This window comes from Polyangium jinanense (assembly GCF_028435365.1).
Genome location: NZ_JAGTJJ010000051.1, coordinates 46,787 through 65,945, shown reverse-complemented (window position 1 = coordinate 65,945; position 19,159 = coordinate 46,787). Strand labels below are relative to the sequence as shown.

The 19,159-nt window shown below is 70.6% G+C and carries 10 protein-coding genes; 2 read left to right on the top strand and 8 right to left on the bottom strand.

Annotated elements, in window-relative coordinates:
* Positions 1-193: 193 nt before the first annotated feature.
* Positions 194-1,942, bottom strand: coding sequence for a phosphoenolpyruvate carboxykinase (GTP) (locus KEG57_RS43185; protein WP_272423718.1), 1,749 nt, complete (start codon positions 1,940-1,942; stop codon positions 194-196).
* Positions 1,943-2,081: 139 nt separating this feature from the next.
* Between KEG57_RS43185 and KEG57_RS43180 the strand changes: the two genes are divergently transcribed.
* Positions 2,082-2,942 (top strand): metallophosphoesterase, encoded by an 861-nt coding sequence (locus KEG57_RS43180; protein WP_272423719.1) that lies wholly within the window; start codon positions 2,082-2,084, stop codon positions 2,940-2,942.
* Here the strand turns inward: KEG57_RS43180 and KEG57_RS43175 are convergent.
* Genes KEG57_RS43175 through KEG57_RS43155 form a run of 5 tightly spaced genes read right to left on the bottom strand, consistent with a single transcriptional unit; the run spans position 2,939 to position 10,148 of the window.
* Positions 2,939-4,915 carry an FTR1 family protein gene (locus tag KEG57_RS43175; protein ID WP_272423720.1) on the bottom strand — a complete coding sequence of 659 codons (1,977 nt, stop codon included), beginning with the start codon at positions 4,913-4,915 and terminating at the stop codon, positions 2,939-2,941. The genes KEG57_RS43180 and KEG57_RS43175 overlap by 4 nt on opposite strands.
* A gap of 44 nt (positions 4,916-4,959) precedes the next feature.
* Positions 4,960-5,910 (bottom strand): GNAT family N-acetyltransferase, encoded by a 951-nt coding sequence (locus KEG57_RS43170; protein ID WP_272423721.1) that lies wholly within the window; start codon positions 5,908-5,910, stop codon positions 4,960-4,962.
* Positions 5,907-7,100, bottom strand: coding sequence for an aminotransferase class V-fold PLP-dependent enzyme (locus KEG57_RS43165; RefSeq protein ID WP_272423722.1), 1,194 nt, complete (start codon positions 7,098-7,100; stop codon positions 5,907-5,909). The genes KEG57_RS43170 and KEG57_RS43165 overlap by 4 nt, the downstream gene beginning before the upstream one ends.
* 16 nt (positions 7,101-7,116) lie before the next feature.
* A complete protein-coding gene (locus KEG57_RS43160) occupies positions 7,117-8,346 on the bottom strand; it encodes a hypothetical protein (protein ID WP_272423723.1) in 1,230 nt (409 codons plus the stop codon).
* A 56-nt stretch (positions 8,347-8,402) separates the two neighbouring features.
* Complete coding sequence (locus KEG57_RS43155; protein WP_272423725.1) at positions 8,403-10,148, bottom strand: M14 family metallopeptidase; 1,746 nt, start codon at positions 10,146-10,148, stop codon at positions 8,403-8,405.
* Positions 10,149-10,271: 123 nt separating this feature from the next.
* On the opposite strand from KEG57_RS43155, the gene KEG57_RS43150 reads away from it, so the two are divergent.
* Positions 10,272-13,718 (top strand): serine/threonine-protein kinase, encoded by a 3,447-nt coding sequence (locus KEG57_RS43150; RefSeq protein WP_272423727.1) that lies wholly within the window; start codon positions 10,272-10,274, stop codon positions 13,716-13,718.
* A gap of 350 nt (positions 13,719-14,068) precedes the next feature.
* On the opposite strand, the gene KEG57_RS43145 is transcribed toward KEG57_RS43150, so the two are convergent.
* Positions 14,069-16,357 carry an Rv1355c family protein gene (locus KEG57_RS43145; RefSeq protein WP_272423728.1) on the bottom strand — a complete coding sequence of 763 codons (2,289 nt, stop codon included), beginning with the start codon at positions 16,355-16,357 and terminating at the stop codon, positions 14,069-14,071.
* Positions 16,354-18,654 carry a hypothetical protein gene (locus tag KEG57_RS43140; RefSeq protein WP_272459603.1) on the bottom strand — a complete coding sequence of 767 codons (2,301 nt, stop codon included), beginning with the start codon at positions 18,652-18,654 and terminating at the stop codon, positions 16,354-16,356. Before KEG57_RS43140 ends, KEG57_RS43145 begins: the two co-directional genes overlap by 4 nt.
* Positions 18,655-19,159 lie beyond the last annotated feature (505 nt).

Below are 19,159 nucleotides of genomic sequence, written 5' to 3'. Positions count from 1 at the left end.
CAAGTAGCGATAAAGGACGATGAGGTCAAGACGGGGCGCAGACATTTCGCGCGCAGCGCAATGCGTCGTCGTGACGGCGCAGTGTGACGACGCAACGCAAAAGGCTCGGGCAGAGGTCCACGCAGAGGATGGAAACGACGCGGCCCCGACGTCGTCGCCGGGGCCGCGGGTGCGGATGCGCGGAGAAGCCGCGTCAGGTCTTTAGGTGCGAACGAAGCGTGCGGTGCTCGTTCCAGATCCCCTCGGGCATCTTGCCCCCGAACGATCCGAAGAACGCCTCCTGATCGGCGAGGTCCGCGAGCCACGCCTCGCGATCGATCGAGAAGAGCTCGCTCATCGCAGACTCCGGTAGATCGAGCCCGCTCGTGTCGATCTCGCCCTCGTTCGGGAAGATGCCGAGCGCCGTCTCGTGGCCCTTCGCGCGGCCGTGGACACGATCGTTGATCCAGCGCAGCACACGCAGGTTCTCGCCGAAGCCGGGCCAGAGGATCTTGCCCGCGTCGTTCGTGCGGAACCAGTTCACGTGGAAGACCTTCGGGAAATGCGGGCGGCCGCGCCCCATTTCGAGCCAGTGCCCGAAGTAGTCGCCCATGTTGTATCCGCAGAACGGGCGCATCGCCATCGGGTCGCGGCGCACGACGCCGACCTTGCCCGTGGCCGCCGCCGTCGTCTCCGAGGCCATCGACGCGCCGAGGTACACGCCGTGCGCCCAGTCGCGCGCCTCGTACACGAGCGGCGCGAGCTTGGCTCTACGGCCGCCGAACACGAACGCGCTGATCGGCACGCCCTCGGGCGCCTCCATCAACGACGAGACGCACGGACACTGCTTCGCAGGCGCGCAGAAGCGGCTGTTCGGATGCGCAGCGGGCTCCTTGCTCGCGGGCGTCCAGGCCCTGCCCTGCCAGTCCGTGAGCTCGTCCGGCACGTGGCCGTCCATGCCCTCCCACCACGGATGCCGATCGCGCGTCATCGCCACGTTCGTGAAGATCGTGTTGCGCTGGACCGTGGCGAGCGCGTTCGGGTTCGTCTTGCGGCTCGTGCCAGGCGCGACGCCGAAGAAACCAGCCTCGGGGTTCACCGCCCAGAGCCGACCATCGGGGCCGACGCGCAGCCACGCGATGTCGTCGCCTACGGTCCACACCTTCCAGCCCTGCTGGCTCGCGGGCGGGACGAGCATCGCGAGGTTCGTTTTGCCGCAGGCGCTCGGGAACGCGGCACAGATGTACGTGACGTTCCCAGCGGGATCTTCGAGCCCCATGATGAGCATGTGCTCCGCGAGCCAGCCCTCGTCGCGCGCCATGGTGCTCGCGATGCGCAGCGCGAAGCACTTCTTGCCGAGCAGCGCGTTGCCGCCGTAGCCCGAGCCGACGCTCCAGATGAGCCGCTCCTTGGGGAAATGCGCGATGAAGCGGCGGTTCGGGTCGAGGTCGCCAAGCGAGTGCAAGCCGCGGCAGAAGTCGCTCGACGTACCGAGGTGATCGAGCGCGACCTTCCCCATGCGCGTCATGATCCGCATGCTGGCCGCGACGTAAGCGCTGTCCGTGATCTCGACGCCGACCTTCGAAGCGGGCGAGCCGACCGGGCCCATCAGGTACGGGACCACGTACATCGTCCGTCCGCGCATCGAGCGGTCGAACAGGCGGCCCACCTTCTCGCGCGCGTCCGCGGGGGACATCCAGTTGTTCGTCGGTCCGGCGTCCTCGGCCTGATCCGAGCAAATGAAGGTAAGGTGCTCGGTGCGCGCCACGTCGGACGGATGGCTCCGGTGAAGGTAACACCCGGGGTACGCCGCCTGGTCGAGCTCGTGCAGCGTGCCGTCCCGGAGCATGGCCTGCACGAGGCCGCGATACTCTTCCTCGGAGCCATCACACCACACCACGCGGTCGGGCTCCGTCTGGCGGGCCACCTCGTCGACCCACGCGGAAAGGCTCTGATTGTTCATGGCGCGGTAGAGTAGCCCCCAGGCCAGCGAGACGCTACCGGGTGACATTCCGCTCAGATCGCGGCCACCTCGCCCGATGTGACGAGGGCGTGCGCGCTTTCACGAGCAAGAAGACCGAAGTGCGGTACTCTCGCCCGCTGTGCGACGCGTCGTCGTGCTTCCAGAACGCGGCAAGCTCATCGTCGCCACGGACCTCCAGGGTCACGTGGACGACTTCGAGCGCATCACTGCCATTTTCGAACGCGCCGCCCGCGAGCCCGACGGGGCCGTCCTGGTCGTCACCGGCGACCTGGTACACGGGCCCGAGCTCGCCGAGATGGATTGGCCCGACTACCTCGGCAGCTACTACGAAGGCGATTCGCCGGCGCTGCTCGAACGAGCACGCGAGCTGCAAAACAGGTACCCGGGCCGCGTGCACTATCTGCTCGGCAACCACGAGCACGCGCACGTCGGCGGTCCGATCGTAGCGAAGTTCTTCCCGGACGAAGCGATGCGGCTCGAGGAGCTGCTCGGCGACGAAGGCACGCTGGCGATGCGCGCCTGGTTCCGTACGTGGCCGTTCGTCGCCGTGGCCCCGAAGGCTCAGCTCGTCATGCTGCACGCGGCGCCGCACGCGCGCATCCAGAGCCGCGACGATCTCGAGAACCTGTCGCTCGACGGGTGTACAGGCCTGACGCTCGAAGAGATGGCCGCCCGCGGGACGCTCGGGGCGCTCCTTTGGGCTCGGACGACATCGTCCGAGCGCGCCTGGTCCTTCCTCCGCGCCATCCATTCGAACGCGCGCGTCGCCGTGTACGGGCACGACGTCGCGCGGACGGGCTACGCGATCGATCGCGAGCCGATGCTCTGCGTGTCGACGAGCTTCGGCTGCTTCGACGGGGACAAGATGTATCTGGAGTGGGATCTCGCGGAGTCGGCGACGAGCGCCGAGGACGTCGCCCGCCGAGGCCTCCGGCTCTTGCACCCGGGGGCCCCAGCGGTTCACCGGGTTGCGTTCTAACCCTTCGCCGGCGCGGGCGTCGCGCCGCGCGGCGGGGGGCCGGCCGCGGGCGAACGCTTGTTCCACACGTACGCGCCCACCGCGAGCGCGAGCAGGACGAGCTGCGCGGTGATCGTCTCGAGCGTCGGATAGAAGCCAACGACGGGCACGCTCGGCAGGCCGACCCGGTGCGCCGGCACGACGCCCGCCATCTGCAGCGCCGAGAGGCCCTGGCCGATGAAGACGACCGCGAGGCCGTAGAGCAGGTAGCTGGAGATGCGGAAGAAGACCTGCGGCGGCGCGAAACGTCCAGCCCGCGTGTACATCGCCACGATGATCACGAGCACGACCGCGCCGACGGCCGCACCCACGACGGCTGCGAGCGACGAGGCGTCGGAGGCGAGCAGGGCCTGGTAGAAGAGGACGGTCTCGAACGCCTCGCGGTAAGCCGCGAGGAACGAGACGCCGAAGAGCGAGAGCGCGGCCTTGCGCGGCGAGATGTGCTCCTTGAGGAAGCGCATCCAGCGCTGGACCTCGCGTTTCGCGAGCAGCGAGTAGCTCACGTAGAAGAGCACGGCCGTCGCGAGCAGGGCCGTGATGCCCTCGATGAGCTCGCGCTTCGCGCCCGAGATCGTGACGAGCCGGAGCGAGAGGATGAACGTGAGCACGCCGAGGAGGATCGCCGCAGCCCACCCGGCGTGGACGTAACGCTTCTTGTCCGAGTGGCCCGCCTGCGCCGCGAGGCCGAGCAGCGCCGCGACGAGCAGCGCGGCCTCGACGCCCTCGCGCACGACGATGCCGCCGCTCGAGATCGCCGTGGACACGAAGCTCGTCCGCTTCGCGCCTTCCTTGAGCCTCGATTCAGCGGCCGTGAGCTCCGCGAGCGTCCGGCCGATCGCCGCACTGAGCTCGGCCGGCGTTTCGCCCCGATCGAGCGCGGCGCGCATGCCCATGTAGTGGTCCTCGATGCGCGCCACGACGCCGGCGTCCATCGACTTGAGCTGCGCCTCGACCGGCTCGACGCCTTCGAGGTAGCTGTCGATGATCTGCCCCTTCGCGCCCTCGCGATCGCCACGCTGGAGCGCGACACGCGCCCGATCGAGCTTGGCCCGCGCGAGCGCGAGCGGCGAGCGAGCCGCGCGATCCTCGTAAGGCGCGCGCTTCCGCAAATCCGCGAGCACCGCGGAGACACGATCCTGCGCCACGCCCGCGGCGAGCAGCTCCGCGCGCAGCGACGCATCCGAGCGGGTCGCAAGCTCCGCGAGCGCGTACGTCGGCGAGCCGTCCGCGGCCGCCTCCGTGTGCCGCAGCGAGACCACGTAGAACGCGACATCCCATCGCTCGGCCTCGCTGAGTTGCGAGAACGGCACCATCGCGGTGCCTTGCACGCCGAAGCGCACGGTGCTCGCCACGCGGAACGGCGTCATGCCGTCGGCCACGTCCGGATCCCAGAAGTTCGCGGGCCGCGGGTTCAGCGTCGCGGCCTTCGGCGTGTCGCCGCGGCCTTGCTCGCCGTGGCACTCGGTGCAGTGCTTCTGAAAGATCTCACGGCCGCGCTCGGCGTTCGGGGCCGTCGCCGGCGCCTCCGCGAGACGGAACGCGCCGAGGATCGCCGTGCGCGCATCGAGCGTCGCTGCCGTCACCTCGCTCGCGGGCGCCTTCTTGTCGACGAGCCCGCGCACCTTGCCGACGAGCGACGGCAGATCCACGCGCGGCGCATCGGCGGGCAGCGCGGGCTGGATCCGCCCGGCGATCTTCGCGCCGTCGTCGAGGAGCGAGAGCTGCTCGTCGTACTCGCCCTGGTTCGTGATCGCGCCGTGCTCCACGGCGCCGCCGTAGTCCGCGCCCACGTAGCCGAGCACGTGCACCAGGCGCTGCGCCTCGACCTCGGGGGGATCGCCGTAATCGGCCCTCGCGAGGGGCGCGGCCACGAGCACCAGCGCCGCCGCGAGCAGCGCAACGAGTGATCGGAGACGGGCGAAGATGACAATCATGTTCAACAAGGGTACCGGAACCACGAAACGTTGCAAGGGCTGGATCAGAAGTGATCCAAGGACGAGAAAAACGTTTGGCCGGGATCGATGCTGGGAAGGGGCCCGCCGAGCGCGCGGACCATGGCGATCGCCGTGGATCGGTTCCGCGCGACGAACGGTTTGCCTTCGAGGTGCGGCGGGAGCCAGCTCGCGACGTACGCGGCGCCCTCGGCGAGCGCGATCCGCCGGATGGCGCCGAGGACGTCTTCGCGCGGGATTCCAGGCGCGGCCCACTCGTCGACCCACAACGTGCGGGGCGGCGGTTCGGCCCCGTCGTCGCGTTTGCCGTCGTGGAGCGCGGCGAGCACGTAGCCGACGTCGCGGCCGTCGCGACGAAGGATCCAGCCGAGATCGCCGTGGTTGCGGAAGCGGAAGTACCGCAGGATCTCGAGCGTGCGCGCGGGTCGCACGAACGAGGGATCCCAGGACGCGTCGTACGCTTCGAGCATCCAGCGCTCGTCCTCGGGCGTGGAAGGACGCGCGTCGAGCGAGGTCTCAGTGGGGAACGCGGAGACGGTCGCCGTGTGTTCGAGCGAGGGCAAGGTGACGAAGCCGAGTCGCTCGTAGAAGCCGGGATCGATGTCCGAAAACAGAAGCGCGAGCGCGACACCGTCGTCCCGCGCCTCGTCGAGCACGGCGCGAAGAAGCTCGCTCGCCGCGCCCGTCCCGCGTGCTTCGGGCCGCGTGAAGACCGCGCCGATGCCCACGCCCGGGGCCTTGCCGCCGCCGGGCACACTCACGGAAAGGCCGTATCGCTTGATGCCCGCGACGAGCCGCCCGCTTTCGTCGAGCAGGCCCGTGTACCGCAGGATCGCGGGCCCGGCGCGGCGGAGCTGCGCGCGCTGGCCCTCGATGTGCGCTTGGAGCGTGCGGCCGCCCGACCAGATCACGTGCGTCTGCGTCGCCGCCTCGGCGACGCGCGCGTCATCGAGGTGGGGCACGTACGTGCGACTCACGACGCGACCTCGCGGCGGATCTCCTCGGCGACGGCGATCGTGCCGCGATCGATCTCGTCGTCCGTGAGGTAGGGCGCGGGGCCGATCCGCACGAGATCGCCACGCGAGTCGACGAAGACCTCGCGCGCCCGCAGCCGCTCGACGACGTGCCCGGCGCCCGGAGATCGTACGGCGACAAAAGGTCCGCGCCGCTCGTCCACCCGGGACGAGGCCACGCGATCAGCAAGCCCCGCCGCGTCGAGCTTGGCGAGGATGCGGCGCGTTTGGCGGAGCGAGATCGCGCGAAGCGCCGGAACGTCGAGCCCGAACGCATCCCAGTGCCGAAGCACCGCGTCCGCACGATAGACCGGCGTGGGATCGAACGTCGCGCCGGAGAACCGCGCGCCGCCCGGCCCGTACCCGACGGTCCCCGTGCGCTCGCCGTCGAGCGCCGAAAAATCCGCGAACCAGCCGGTATCCGCCGGCCGAAGTTTTGTGTTTGCGGGGGACCGCAAGAAGCAGATCCCCTCCCCCAGCGCCGCGTACTTGTAGCCGCCGGCCGTCACGAAGAGCGCGTCCTTCGCGGGTCCCCACTCGATCGGCACCACGTTGAACGCGTGGTACGCGTCGACGAGCGGGATGGCGCCGACCTCCACCGCGCGCGCTGCGATCTCCGCGATCCGCGGCACGACGAAGGCATCCTCGAACAGCACGGCCGAGAGCGCGACGAGGCTCGTGCCAGGCACGATCGCTTCGAGGAACCGATCCACGAGCGCCTCGCGATCCGCCGTGTCGACCCACGTCACGCGAAGACCGTCCTCCGCGAGGCGCGATAGTTGGCGGTGCAACGAATGGAACTCGGACCGCGTCGTGACCACGCGCGGCGCCGAGGCGAGCGGGAAACACGAGAGCAGGCGCGTGACGAGCTCGTGCGTGCTCTTGCCGAAGGTGATCGCATCCCCCTCGTCGAACCCGAGCCGCCCGAGGATGCGACGCCCGACGGACTCCATCTTCGGGAAGACCGCGCGGTACCACTTGTCGTCCACGAACCGCGCGGCGTCGTCGAACGCCTCGAGCATCGCCGCGCGCGCGACGTCCGGCCACGCCTGGTGCGAGTGGCCCGTGAGGAGCACCCGATCACCCTTCAAAAAGTGGCCGTACGCCGCCCGAAACGCGCCGAGATCCAGCGCGCGCCCCGCCTCGTCGCTCATGCGCCTGCCTCCCCGATCACTTGCGCGCGTATGACACGGTCACGTTCGTGTTGACCGAGGTGTTCTGCTTCTCGGTCTTGCCGCCCGCGTTCACCTGCACCTCGAGCGTCATCGAGCTCTTCACGGTCATCGACCCGCCCGACGGCGCGACGTCCTTCGTGTCGAGCACGCTCGTGCCGCTGCCCTGCGACTTGAACGCGACGAGCCGCGCCGACGCGCCCGGCGGCATGCCCGGCGGCGCCACCGTGTCCTTCGCCGCGAGCTGCTTCACCGCGACGTCCAGCGTGAGCACGTCGCCCTTGCGCTCCTTCAGCGTGAACGTCGAGACCTGCAGGAGATCCGCGCCATTCGCCGTGAGCCGGCCGATGACCTCCCACTTCGCGCCGCTGCCCACGGCCTCGTCCGGCAAGGGCGCCATCATCGACTCGATCGACTGCGTCATGCCCGTCATCATCTGCTGCGCCGCCTGCGGCACGGCCTTCGGCATGCTCATGGTCACGTCGTGGACGCGGCCCTTCTCGTCGACGAAGTAGCGCATCCCGAGCCCCTTGATCGGCTCGAGCTGCGGCCGCAGCGCCTCGGCGATCTTGGCCTGCTCCGGCGCCTTCGACTCGACCGCGACGTCCTTCAGCGTGCCCTCGATCGGCCAGTCGCTCCCCTTCTTGTCGCCGGTCGAGAAGTCGAACGTCATGACCATGCGCGGCATCTTCGTGGGCGGCAGGTTCATGCCCGCCGCGCTCATGCTCATCTCGAGCTCCATGCCCATGCGCAGCGGCTTCGACGTGCCCTTCACGAGCGCGTAGGACGCGACCGATCGCGGCTCGCCGCCCGCCGCGAGCAGCCGCACGACCGGCCGCCCGCCCGCCGGGACGAGTTTGTCCGCGGCGCCCTTCGGCAGAATCCCGTTCGGCGCGTCCGGCACCGAGGTCTTCGCGGCGACGTCTGCCGCGGGCTTCGTATCGCCCTTCGGCGCCGCCGCCTTCGCCTCGTCCTTCGGCTCGGTCTTCGCCTTCTCGTCAGCCTTGGGCTCGTCCTTCGGGGCCTCGACCTTCGCCTCCGCCTCGGGCTGCTTCGCCTCTTCGGGCTTCGCTTCGGCCTTCGCCTCGGGCTTCAGCGCGTCTGCCTTCGCCTTCGCCTCGTCGACCTTCTCCGGCGCGGGCGCCGGCGGGGTGTCCTTCGATTCACACGCGAAGAGCGAAAACGCGAGCAGGCCGGCGAGCGGCAAGCTGAGGAGCGACCTCGACATGACGAAAAACCCTCCAGAGCCGGCCCGACCGAACCTCGGCGGCGGCCGAGCCTGCTTTATCCCACTTCCACGCGCGCTTCCACTTTGCCCACGCGCGGCGAGCCCGCGCGGATCGTCACGACCCCGCGCCCCCGTACGATCCAGCGCACGCGCCCGCGCCGCGGACCGCCGCCCGTCCGCGGAAAACCGGGCGAGCTCATCGCGTCCACCGCGCCCCAGCCTTCGAGGTGCCCAACGGCCGCCTCGCGTTCGCCCGACACGAGCGTCACGCCCTCGCCGAACGAAATCTGCGCCCGCACCACGTCGTTCCAGGGAAGGCTCCGCGCCGACGAGAGCACGAACGTCGGCAAGAAGCCGAGGTTCTCGACGACGGCCGACACCTCCCAGAGATCCCCTTCCAGACGCGTCGCGCGCGCCTCCACGAGCCGCGGCCGCGGCGCGAGCGAGGCGAGGCGCAGGAAGAAGCGCGATTGCCGCTCGCAGAGCTCGCCGAGGCGATCCGGCGGCGGGTTCCAGATGCCGAACCGCGGATCGTGCCCGCCGATCTCCACCGGCCCGAGCTGCGGATGCACGAACGGACGCCATGCGCCGACGATCCGCTTCTGGTTGTGCTCGCGATCCCACGCGGCCATGCGCATCGTGTCCTCGCGCGTGCGCCGCTGGTAGTTCCAGACGAACGGCCGCAGCACGGGCAAACCCACCTGCTTCCAGAAGTCCCAGAGCTCGCACACCATCGAGACCGTGCCTCGCTGCATGTACGCGTAGGAGCTCAGTTCACCGCGCAGAGGCTTGTCGGGCTCGTAGAGGAACTCCTCGAAGCCGCTCACCATGGGGTAGCCGGTGATGTCGTCGGCCCAGCGCTCGAGCGTCCGGTAGAGCGTGAGATCCGTGGGATCCATGCGGTTGTCCGGCTGCTCGCCCGACGGGCGGATGAACACGCCGCCGAAGCAGTGCAGGTTCACCCACGCGAAGATGTTCGGGTGCTTCGAGGTGAACTCGACGACCGCGCGCGACTCGGGCTCGCTCGTGGCGTACGCGCCCGCGCCCTTCTGCTGCGGCTCGGGCGCCCAGCCATAGGGAAAGTTGCGGTTCATGTCGACCGCGTTGTCCGAGAGGTAGTCCGGCGCCGGGATCGAAAAACCGTCCCAGTGCTCGATCGTGCCCTCGGGATACACCGTGTAAAACGGCCCCGCGTCCTCGATGCGTCGCGGCAGCATGAGGTCCGGATCCTCCGGCGAACCGACGAAATCTCCCGCCGGATCGAGCCTGCGCATCGAGAGCGCGAGCCCGTCGCCATCGACGTCGCCGCTCTTCCAGAACGGCGCGCCCTTGCCGAGCCGATCGTCGCGCGGGTTCGATCGCACGTACCCGCCCGTGCGGAGCACGCTCTCCGCGCCGTCCGGGCACATGCGCGGCAGCACGTAAAACACCACGTCTTCCCGCAAGAGCGCCCCGAGGTGCGCGGGCAGATCGTGCAGAGGATCGCTCGGACAAACCAGGTTCCGGATCACGTCCTCGGCGACGGCGAGAGCCACGCTCGACCCGGCGAGCTCGACCGCGTGCATGTTGCCGTCCACCCACGCCGCCGGCCCGTCTCCCTCGGGATCCCGCCCGATCGCGAGCAACCAGATGTCGCGTCCTTCCAGCGTTTTTCCGATGCTTTGGAGCCGTACGATCTCGGGAAAACCTTCGGCCCAGGCCCGCACCTGCCGCGTGAGCTCGTCGTACGTCACGTACTTCGCGCGAAACCCCACCGACATCGCTTCGAGCCGCGCGCGCGCCTCGCTCGGATCCTTCGACATGTCTGCACCCTTGCAAACGGATCGCCGCCTCGCAAGCGCGCGAAATCCTTCCGCTCGAGACGATGGTAAAAACGTTGCCCACATCCGTCGTTCGGGGAATCATCACGATCTAGAGGCACACCCTTGCGCGCGCGCGCCGAATTCCTCGACGGACTCCTCGAGCTCCACAGGTACGAAGATCGCAGCGCGCGCCGCAGCGTCTTCCGGCAGAGCATCGCCTCACTCGCGATCGAGGCCTCGCTCGACGGCCCGCCGCCGCTCGATGGTCTCTCCGCAGAAGCGCTGCTCGCAGGCATCCGCGTCGCGCTCGCCGACGGGCTCTTCGATGACCTCGGCTGGCTCGCGCCCGCGGCCGCCGCCGTCGCGCTCTACGAGATCGCCGGCGCCTTGCCGCTCGGTCCCGAGCGACGCGAGATCGGAAGGCGCGTCCTCGCCCAGCTCTACGACGGCAGCGCCGCCACGTTCGTCGCGCTCGCCACGCGCATGGCCCTCGGCAGCGCCCGCGCCCTCGCCGGCGCGCCCGTGCGCGCGCGCATCGCCCTCGCCCTGCAGCTCCCGAGCAGCGTCGACGTGCCCGTCGATCCGCTCGCGCTCGCGCTCGTCTCCCGCCGCGACCTCGCGCGCGACTGGGTCGGCAGCGCCTCCACCGGCTCGCTCCCCGAGCGCCGCCTCGCCGCGCGCCTGCTCGAACGCGCGGCGCGCGAGGCCGTCCGCCGCGCAAGCCAGGGCGACGACGACGCCTTGCGCCTCTTCCGCGGCCTGAGCGCCGACGCACCCGCTTCCTCGAGCCGCGCCACCGCGCCCGACGTCGTCCTCGAGGCCTACCACCTGCTCCTCGCCGATCGCGAGACGCTCGTCTGGCGCCACGTCGCGGCCGCGCGTGGCTTGCTCTCCGGCGCGCTCCCCGAGCTCGAGCGCGAGATTCGAAAAAACCTCGCGCCGAACCTCACGCCCACCGAGTGGCGTCGCGCCGCGACCTCGCTCGTCGCGAGCATCGCCGTCGATCCGGAGAACAACCTCGCCACGAGCCGCGATCTCCTCGCCTCGGGCCTCTTGCGCGAAGATCCCGGCCTCGCGATCGCCATGGTCTGGGGCCTGCCGCGCGCCGCCGACGCCGAGCCCGAAGCCGCCGAAGCGCTCCTCGAAGCGATCACCGCCGTTCACCCGATCGCCGTCGCCGACAGCGTCGCCGATCTCCGCGTGGAGCTCGGCCCCGCGTTCGGCACGCGCGCTCGCGCCGCATGCGTGCAGGCCCTCGCCGTGAGCCTCGCCGCCCCGCAGACCGATGACGGCCTCACGGCCCTCGGCCAGAGCATTCTCCGCGATCTCGAAGGTCGCGAGCCCTCCGAGCTCGCCGCCACCGTGCGCAGCGCCGTCGACGCGTTCGTGGAGAGCGGCTCGCGCGAGGCCCACGCCCGCGCCCTCGGCGCGCTCGATCTCGCCGCGAGCACGCTCGACGCCCTCGACGCCCTCGACGCAGGCCCGAGTCCCACGCCCTCGGCGCGCGGCGGCCTCCCCATCAAACCGAGCGCCCTGCCGCCCGGCCTTCCGCAGACGAACCTCTCCCGTCGCGCCGCGGCCCGCCTCGTCCGCGAGCTCGATTCGAACCTGTACGAGTCCGGCGCGCTCCGCAGCCTGCTCCTGCTCGAACGACGCGGCTCCGGCACCGACGGCACCGCCCAGGGCCTCGACGCCCTCGACGATCGCATCACGCGCTGGCTCCTCCGCATCGAGGCGCAGTCCCCGCCCGAGGGCACGCCTCCACACGCCACGTTTCACCAGCGAAACCTCCGCGCCCTGCTCCACGTCGTCGACGGCGAGAGCACCGACGGCGACAGCGACGGCGACGCCGCCCGCAGTCGCGGAAAACGCCGCCTGCTCGATACGTGCGACGTGCTCTCGAAGCGCCTCACCGCCGAGCCCGGATCGCCCCTCCGCCGCGCCGTCGTCGCCACCGTCGCCCGCGCCTTCGACGCGCTCGTCCGCACGCACGCCGCCGACGCCGCCGACGTCCTGCTCTTCGCCTGCATGCGGAGCGGCGATCCCGAGACGCTCGCGATCCTCGCCGAGGCGAGCGTGCACCCCGACGTCCGCCAGCTCCTCGCCTGCCACTCGCGCTTCACCGACGCGATCAACGCGGCCGCGGCCGATCGCGGCGCCGAGGAGCGCATGGACGCGGCCCTCGCCGCGCTCGAGTCCCTGGTCACCGAGCTCCCGCAGGGCGCCTCGCAGCGCACCGAGGCCTTGCGCACCGCGCTCGCCCGCCTCGCCCGCGGCCTCGACGCCGTCCGCGCGGCGCGCGCCCTCGCTCCGCTCGCCGAGTCCGCCACGAAAGAGGGTTCTCCCCTCGTCTCCCTCGAAGACGCGCTCGTCGCGCTCGCGCGTCTCACAGCTTCCGCGCGCCGCCGCTTCGGCGACGGCGAGAGCGACGAGAACCCGCACTCGACGATCCTCGGCGCCCACGCGCTCGCCCTCGCCGCCGGCATGGCCCGCGAAGGCGGCGCCACATCCGAGCTCCAGGCCGCGATCGAAAAACTCGTCGCAGCCGCCCGCGCCTCCGTCCCTGCCCCGATCGCGCTCGTCGCCTCGCTCGTCCTGCCGCGTCTCTGCGTGCTCCCCGGCCAGCGCGCCGGCACGAGCGCGAGCGAGCCCGACGACCTACCCACGACCGATCTCCCCCTGCCCGCGTGGCTGCCGCCACGCCGCACCATCGGCGGCTACTTCGTCCACCGCCGGCTCGGCGGCGGCGCGATCGGCACGGTCTTCATCGTCACGCGCGCCGAAGAGCGGCACGACGCGAACGCCGAACGTTTTGCCCTCAAAGTACCCGACTACGACGCAACAGCCGCGCGCAGCGTCTCCGAAGCGGAGTTCTTGAAGCTCTTCCGCGACGAGGCCGGCGCGCTCTTGTCGCTCCCCGATCACGCGAACCTCCCGCGCTTCGTCACGTTCGACGCGGGCGCGCGGCCGAAGCCGATCCTCGTGATGGAGCTCATCGAGGGCGTGCGCTGCGATCAGCTCATCGACAGCCGGAGCCTGACGATCCAGACCGCGCTCGCGCTGCTCGACGGCGTCCTCGCGGGCCTCGAAGCCATGCACTCGGTCCGCATCGGCCACCTCGACGTAAAACCCTCGAACATCATCCTGCGCGGCGGCAAAGGTCCAGTGCTCGTCGACTTCGGCCTCGCAGGCCGGCACATCCGACCCGGCTGCGCCACCGCAAACTACGGCGCGCCCGAGGTCTGGGACATCGTGCCCGAGGGCGCGACCGCGACGCCACTCACGGCCGACATCTACAGCTTCGGCTGCCTCGCATACGAGGTGCTCACCGGCGACACGCTCTTCGACGGTCCGAGCGACGTGGCGCTGATCTCAGCGCACCTCACGCACGACGGTCTGCCCCCGAAGATCCGCCGTCTCTCGCAGGGTCGGCTCGCCTCGGTGGGCATGTTCCTGTTCCAGTGTCTGCGCCACAACCCAGAGCAACGCATGACAGCCACGTCCCTGCGCGCCGAGCTCCGCCGCATCGCCCCCGAGATCCTCCGCCTGCGCTGGCCGATCGCGGACTAGCTGGGGCTAGGGCTGGGGCCGCCGCGCCGGGGCGCTGCCCCGGACCCCGCGGGGGCTGTTCGCCCCTCGACCCGAACCAGGGCAAGCCCTGGACTCGGGTTGGAAGAACCGCGCATCGCGCGGTTCTTCCACAGGCCGGTGGCAAGACCAGAGACCGCGTTGCCAGTTGAAAGGGCAGCGTGGCTGTCTTGATGGGCAGGGTCGCTCGTGGTCTTGACTGCGGCCTGTTCGATGAACTGCGCATCGCGCAGTTCATCGACAAAAGGTCCAGCGCTTGCGCTGGTCCGGGTCCCGGGGCGGACAGCCCCGGGTGGGGCCTGGGGCAACGCCCCAGCGCAGCGGCCCCAGGCCTACACGAACGTCAGCACATCCTCGACTGGCTTCCGGAGCGACCGCGCCGTGGGCGGCTCCGCCTTCGAGAGCCGGAACAGGAGGATCTCTGCGTGCCCTGCGGGCACGTCGAACACCCGCAAGAACCGCTGCCGGAGCTCTCCGAGCTGCTCGCGCACCTTCGGCTCGAGCCCCTTGGCTCCGCCCCGTTCGAGCCGTGCGAACAGATATAGCATCGCCGACCATGGCTGGAGCGCGATCCCCTGCGCCGTCGCATCTAGCCACACGCGCTCGAGTGCTCGCCCGCCCTCGAAGTACGAGCGCGACGACGTCCCCGGAAACACCACGAGCGCCATCGCGGACGACGACACGACCAACTGCCGGGCGGACTTCGCGAGCGCCCCGCCGCCGCCCATCTTTGCCGCGAATTCTACGGCCTTCCACGTGGTCGCGAGCCGCACCGCCGCGAGCGCCGACGGCGGCACGTCGAGCGTGAGCACGTCGAGCCCGTCTCGCGTCCGGAGCGCCTCCTCCTCCGTCCAGCGCAGCTCCGCGCCCATCTCCTCGTTGTGCTTGCGCGACAGGAACAGCATCCGATCGGCCTGCCCGAGGATCTCCCCGATCTCGGCGATCGCTGACCGATCGGTCACGAGCAGGAGTTTTCCCCCGCGCACCTCCGCCGCCTCTGCGAGCCGCGCCGCTGCGTACTCCGAGAGCGCCGCGCCCGTGCCGGGCTTGCGGTTCGTGGATCGCGCGCCGATCACCGCGCAGAGCGGATCGACCGCGTACGACGAGTCGTCCACGCGGAACACCACGTCACATGCGGCGCGCGGATCGTTCGCGTCCGGCGCATCGACGACCTCGGCCGACAGCCCCATCGCGGGCGCGGCGAGCACCATGTTCTCCACGGCCGCGCCGAGCGCCACGAAGCTTGCGGTGTTCTGGAAATCGTTCAGCGACCGGCCCCCGTCCGGCGACACCTTGCACCGCACCCGCCCGCCCTTCGCGACGAACCGCCACGGCTGCGCGTTGCCGCCCGAGGGCGCGAGCACGCCGAATCCCACGAGCCTGCGCACGTCCTCCCGCGTCACCGTCCGCTTGTCGGCCGGCCGCGCGAGCGGCGGCGCCTCGGGCGCCGGGAGCGGCTTCCGCACGAGCGCCTCCTCCAGCGCTGCGTCGACCAGCACCTCCGCCTCGCGCCCGTCCTTCACGAGGGCGTCGAGGTCCACGAAGTACCGCCCCGATCGCGTCAACTCACCGAGCAGCACACGCCGCGCTGCGTCGGTCGACACTGCGCCGCCGAGCATCGTCCCCGAGGCGAGCTGCGGCCACGACGTCGTCGTCTCCTCGACCTCGAGCAGCGACGCCCCGAGGCGACCCTTGAGCGCGTCCGGCCCGATGATCCGGAGCACGATGGCCACCTTCTGCGCCTGCGTCAGCCCCTTGAGATCCGCCGCCGACAGCCCCCGCAGGAGCGAATGCAACACGGGCCGATCCGGCTCCTGATCGAAGCGCTCGACGTCGAGCATCCCCCGATCGTTCGTCTCCATCAGCACCGGGATCCCGTGCGCCCGCGCCCGCTCGCGCAGAAACACCTTCGTATAAAGGTCGTCGCACTCCTCGATCACGAGATCGAGCTTTCCGCCCTCGTTCAGGAACGCCTCGACGTTCTCCTCGGTGATCCCCGTCCGGATCACCTCGACCCGCACATACGGATCGATCTCCGCGATCGCGCGTGCTGCAATCACGCACTTGTGCAAGCCGATCTCGTGCACCCCGGCGCGCAGGCGGTTCATGTTCGAGAGCGCGAGCTCGTCGAAATCCGCGAGCCTTAGCATCCCGCCCACGCCTTCGAGCGCGAGCGTCACCGCGCTCGCCTGCCCGACGGACAGCCCCACGACGCCGATCCGTTTGTCCCGGAGCCGCGCTTGCTCGTCGGGCGTGATCTTGTATCGATTGCGTGAAAAACGGAGCTCGCGATATTCGGCCTCGCCGAGCACGTGCACGAGCCGCCCGCTCCACGGGTAATGGACCCAGGTCCCGCGCTCCTCCGGCGGACCGTCCCCGAGCGCCGCCCGCACCACCTCGTCGAGCGCTGCGCCGCGCAGCCTCTGCTTCGGCGACCGCGTCGCGCAAAGCTCGGTGAGCTGCTCGACGTACCGATCGTGCACCTCGCGGACTTGACCCCCGGCGACGAGCTCCTCGACTTTGCGGCGATCCCACGAATCGGCGAGCGAAAACAGCGCCGGCTGGTATGTCCCCTGATCCACGCCCGCGGCCAGCGCCGCGAGCCGCTCGGCGAGCTTCATTCCTTCCCCTGCTTCGGCTTGTACCGGCCGATGGCCGTGAGCTCGTAGACGTGCTCCAGAAACTCCGGGAGGATCTGCGCCGATATCGCCCAGCAATTGCCCGGCCCGAGATCCAGCATCTTGCAGCGCTCGATGTGCTCGCCGTCCGGGTGCTCGTGCATGTACACAAAGCTCGACTTCCCGCGATTGCGATAGAACTGCCGCGCCTCCTCGATCAGCGGCACGAACGCGGCCCGCCCGCCGCGGCCGAGCTCGTAGAGCCGAACGCAATCGAGCAGCCGGAACAGATTCGTCCCCGTCTCGCCCGTCTCCACGATCGCCGCTGCCACGGGCACGCCCGCGCGCCGCGCCGTGAAGAACGTGCGCTCGCGCCCCATCCCCGCTTCCTTCCAGAGCCGCGCCGTCTCCCCGAGATCCACCCGCTCCGGCACGAGATCGAGCGCGTCGAGCAGCGCCGCCGTATGCGTCTTGCCGAGCTCGTCGAGCAGCCACGCCGTCTCGAAAGGTGCCGCCGGCCCGACGTCGAAGCGCTCGCCCGAGACCGTCTCGCTCGTCCCGGCCGATTGCAGCTCGAGCAGCCGGAACGGCCGGATCGCCGCGAGCCCCTGCTCCACGTACGGCCGCGCGAAATCGAGGTGCGCCATCGACCACGGCACCTCGCCATCGATGAACGCGAGCGCCCAGGTGAAGGCCGGATCGAGCTGCGGATACTCGAACGCCCGCAGATAGATGTCGCGCAGGATCTGCCGCACGTGCGCGACGCCGGGCGCCTTGCCCGGCCGCTTGGCGAGCTGATGAACGAGCCAGCTCCCGCCGTAAATCTTCGCCACCGACAGCGATGCCTCGATCCCGCGCTCCGACGGCCACACGGCCTGGCAGATGATCCGCGGCGCTGCCGCCGCCCGCGCGCCGAACTCGAGGAACGTCTTCTTCAGCGGCTCGAATTGATCCGGCGTTTTACCGGACAAATTGAAATATCCCGATTGCTGCAGCAAGCTCCACATCGACTCCGGCGTCTCCGATCCGCCGAGCGTCTTTTCGTGCAGCTCCTGGCTCACGAGCCGCATCCACGGCCCCTCGTCCTTCGTCGTCCGCGGCCCCACCTTGACCCCGCACCGCGCCTTCCCGCCATTGCGCGCCGGGAGCACGTACCGGACCTCGCCGTGCAAGTGCAGCGGCGCGTCGTCTCCCACGCAGACCTCGATGTCCGGCATCTCGAGGCCCGGGAACACGAGATCCTGGTCGGCGTCGACCTCGAAGCACAATCCCGCGAACGAGACGTCGAGCACGGGGCGCCCGGACACGACCACCTCGGGCCATATCGGATGCTTGAACGACGCCGTGACCGGGCGCTGCACCTTGCACCGACGGAACCATCGGTGGCGCACCCGCTCGATCCGCGTCGGCATCGGCGTCGTCACGCGCCCGTCGGCCTCGAACTCGGCCTTGTCGAGGTGGATCCGGTGAATCGAGTTGTACCCGCCGAGATCGATGACGTACGGCGGCGCGCCCCAGCTCTGCGCCGATTTCCACACGACCCGCGTCTCCTCGCGCGTCTCGATCTTCTCGGCCTTGACCGGCACCTCCGACCCCACGACGAGCCCTTCGCTGCCCGCGTGGATCAGCGCCCGCAGGATCGCCCGCACCCGGCCCGGATCGTCGATCTGCTCGCGGACGCGCGACAGGCTCCGCGCGAGATCCGCCTGCCCGACGACGCAAAGCTCCTGCAGGAGGCCGAGGATCTTCCGGCCGAGATCCCGCGTGACCCGCTCGAACTGCACGCTGACGATCACGCTGCCCTGCGGCCCCGTCGGCTCGATCGAGACCACCACGCCCTCGACGGGACCCACCGCGCCCTTGCCCGAGAGCATGTACGCCGTGACGCGCCCGCCGAGCCGCGGGATCAGCCCGTCGCCCGGGGAAAACCACACCGCCGAGGGCGAGAGACGCACCACGGACGCCGGCAGGATCCAGCGCCCCTCGGTGAAAAGTGCGACCGCGCACGCCCCCTCGCGCAGCCGATATCCCGGCCCCGCCTCGCCGCTCACGCGCCGGAAGCGGACCGACGGCGGGCTCACCGAAGGCGGATTCTCCGTGTAGTCCGCCGAGCGCGGCGCCTCCGAGGGCCGCGGCGGACGCATGTCCGACAGGCGCCGCGACGGGAACCGCACCGACGGCGCCTCCCCGAGCAGCTCGTCCTCGCGCATCCCGAGCGCCGCGCGCCCCTCGGCCGTCAGGCGCGGCAGCCGCACCGACCCCTGCCCCTCGGAGAGCACCTCGTCGTCACGCCCTGGCACCCGCTCCGATGCCGACGGCGCGATCGACCGCGGGAACCTTACTGACGGCGGCGGCTCCGCAAGCCCCTCCTCGTCGCTGCGCATCCCGAGCGGCGGCCCCGAGAGCGGCCGCGGGAACCTTAGTGAAGGCGGCGGCTCGCTGAGCCCCTCGTCATCGCGCGGCGGCCCCCACGACGAATGCCGCGCCTCCGGCATCGGCCGTGGAAATCGCACCGACGGCGGCGGCTCCGTCAAATGGTCCTCGTCGCGCGGCGGCCCCCACGACGAGTGCCGCGCCTCTGGCATTGCTCGTGGAAATCGCACCGACGGCGGCGGCTCCGTCAAATGGTCCTCGTCGCGCGGCGGCCCCCACGACGAGTGCCGTGCCTCCGGTATGGCCCTCGCAAACCGCACCGACGGCGGCGGCTCGCTCCGGCGCTCCTCGTCCAGCATTCCGAGCGCCGCTCGCCCCTCCGCGGTAAGCCGCGGAAAACGCACCGACGACGGTCCGTCCGACAACGGATTG

Bases quoted from the DNA above. Each gene is read 5' to 3' on its own strand.
- KEG57_RS43145 (WP_272423728.1), bottom strand. From the start codon at position 16,357: ATGAAGCTCGCCGAGCGGCTCGCGGCGCTGGCCGCGGGCGTGGATCAG.
- KEG57_RS43160 (WP_272423723.1), bottom strand. From the start codon at position 8,346: ATGTCGAGGTCGCTCCTCAGCTTGCCGCTCGCCGGCCTGCTCGCGTTT.
- KEG57_RS43175 (WP_272423720.1), bottom strand. From the start codon at position 4,915: ATGATTGTCATCTTCGCCCGTCTCCGATCACTCGTTGCGCTGCTCGCG.
- KEG57_RS43185 (WP_272423718.1), bottom strand. From the start codon at position 1,942: ATGAACAATCAGAGCCTTTCCGCGTGGGTCGACGAGGTGGCCCGCCAG.
- KEG57_RS43155 (WP_272423725.1), bottom strand. From the start codon at position 10,148: ATGTCGAAGGATCCGAGCGAGGCGCGCGCGCGGCTCGAAGCGATGTCG.
- KEG57_RS43165 (WP_272423722.1), bottom strand. From the start codon at position 7,100: ATGAGCGACGAGGCGGGGCGCGCGCTGGATCTCGGCGCGTTTCGGGCG.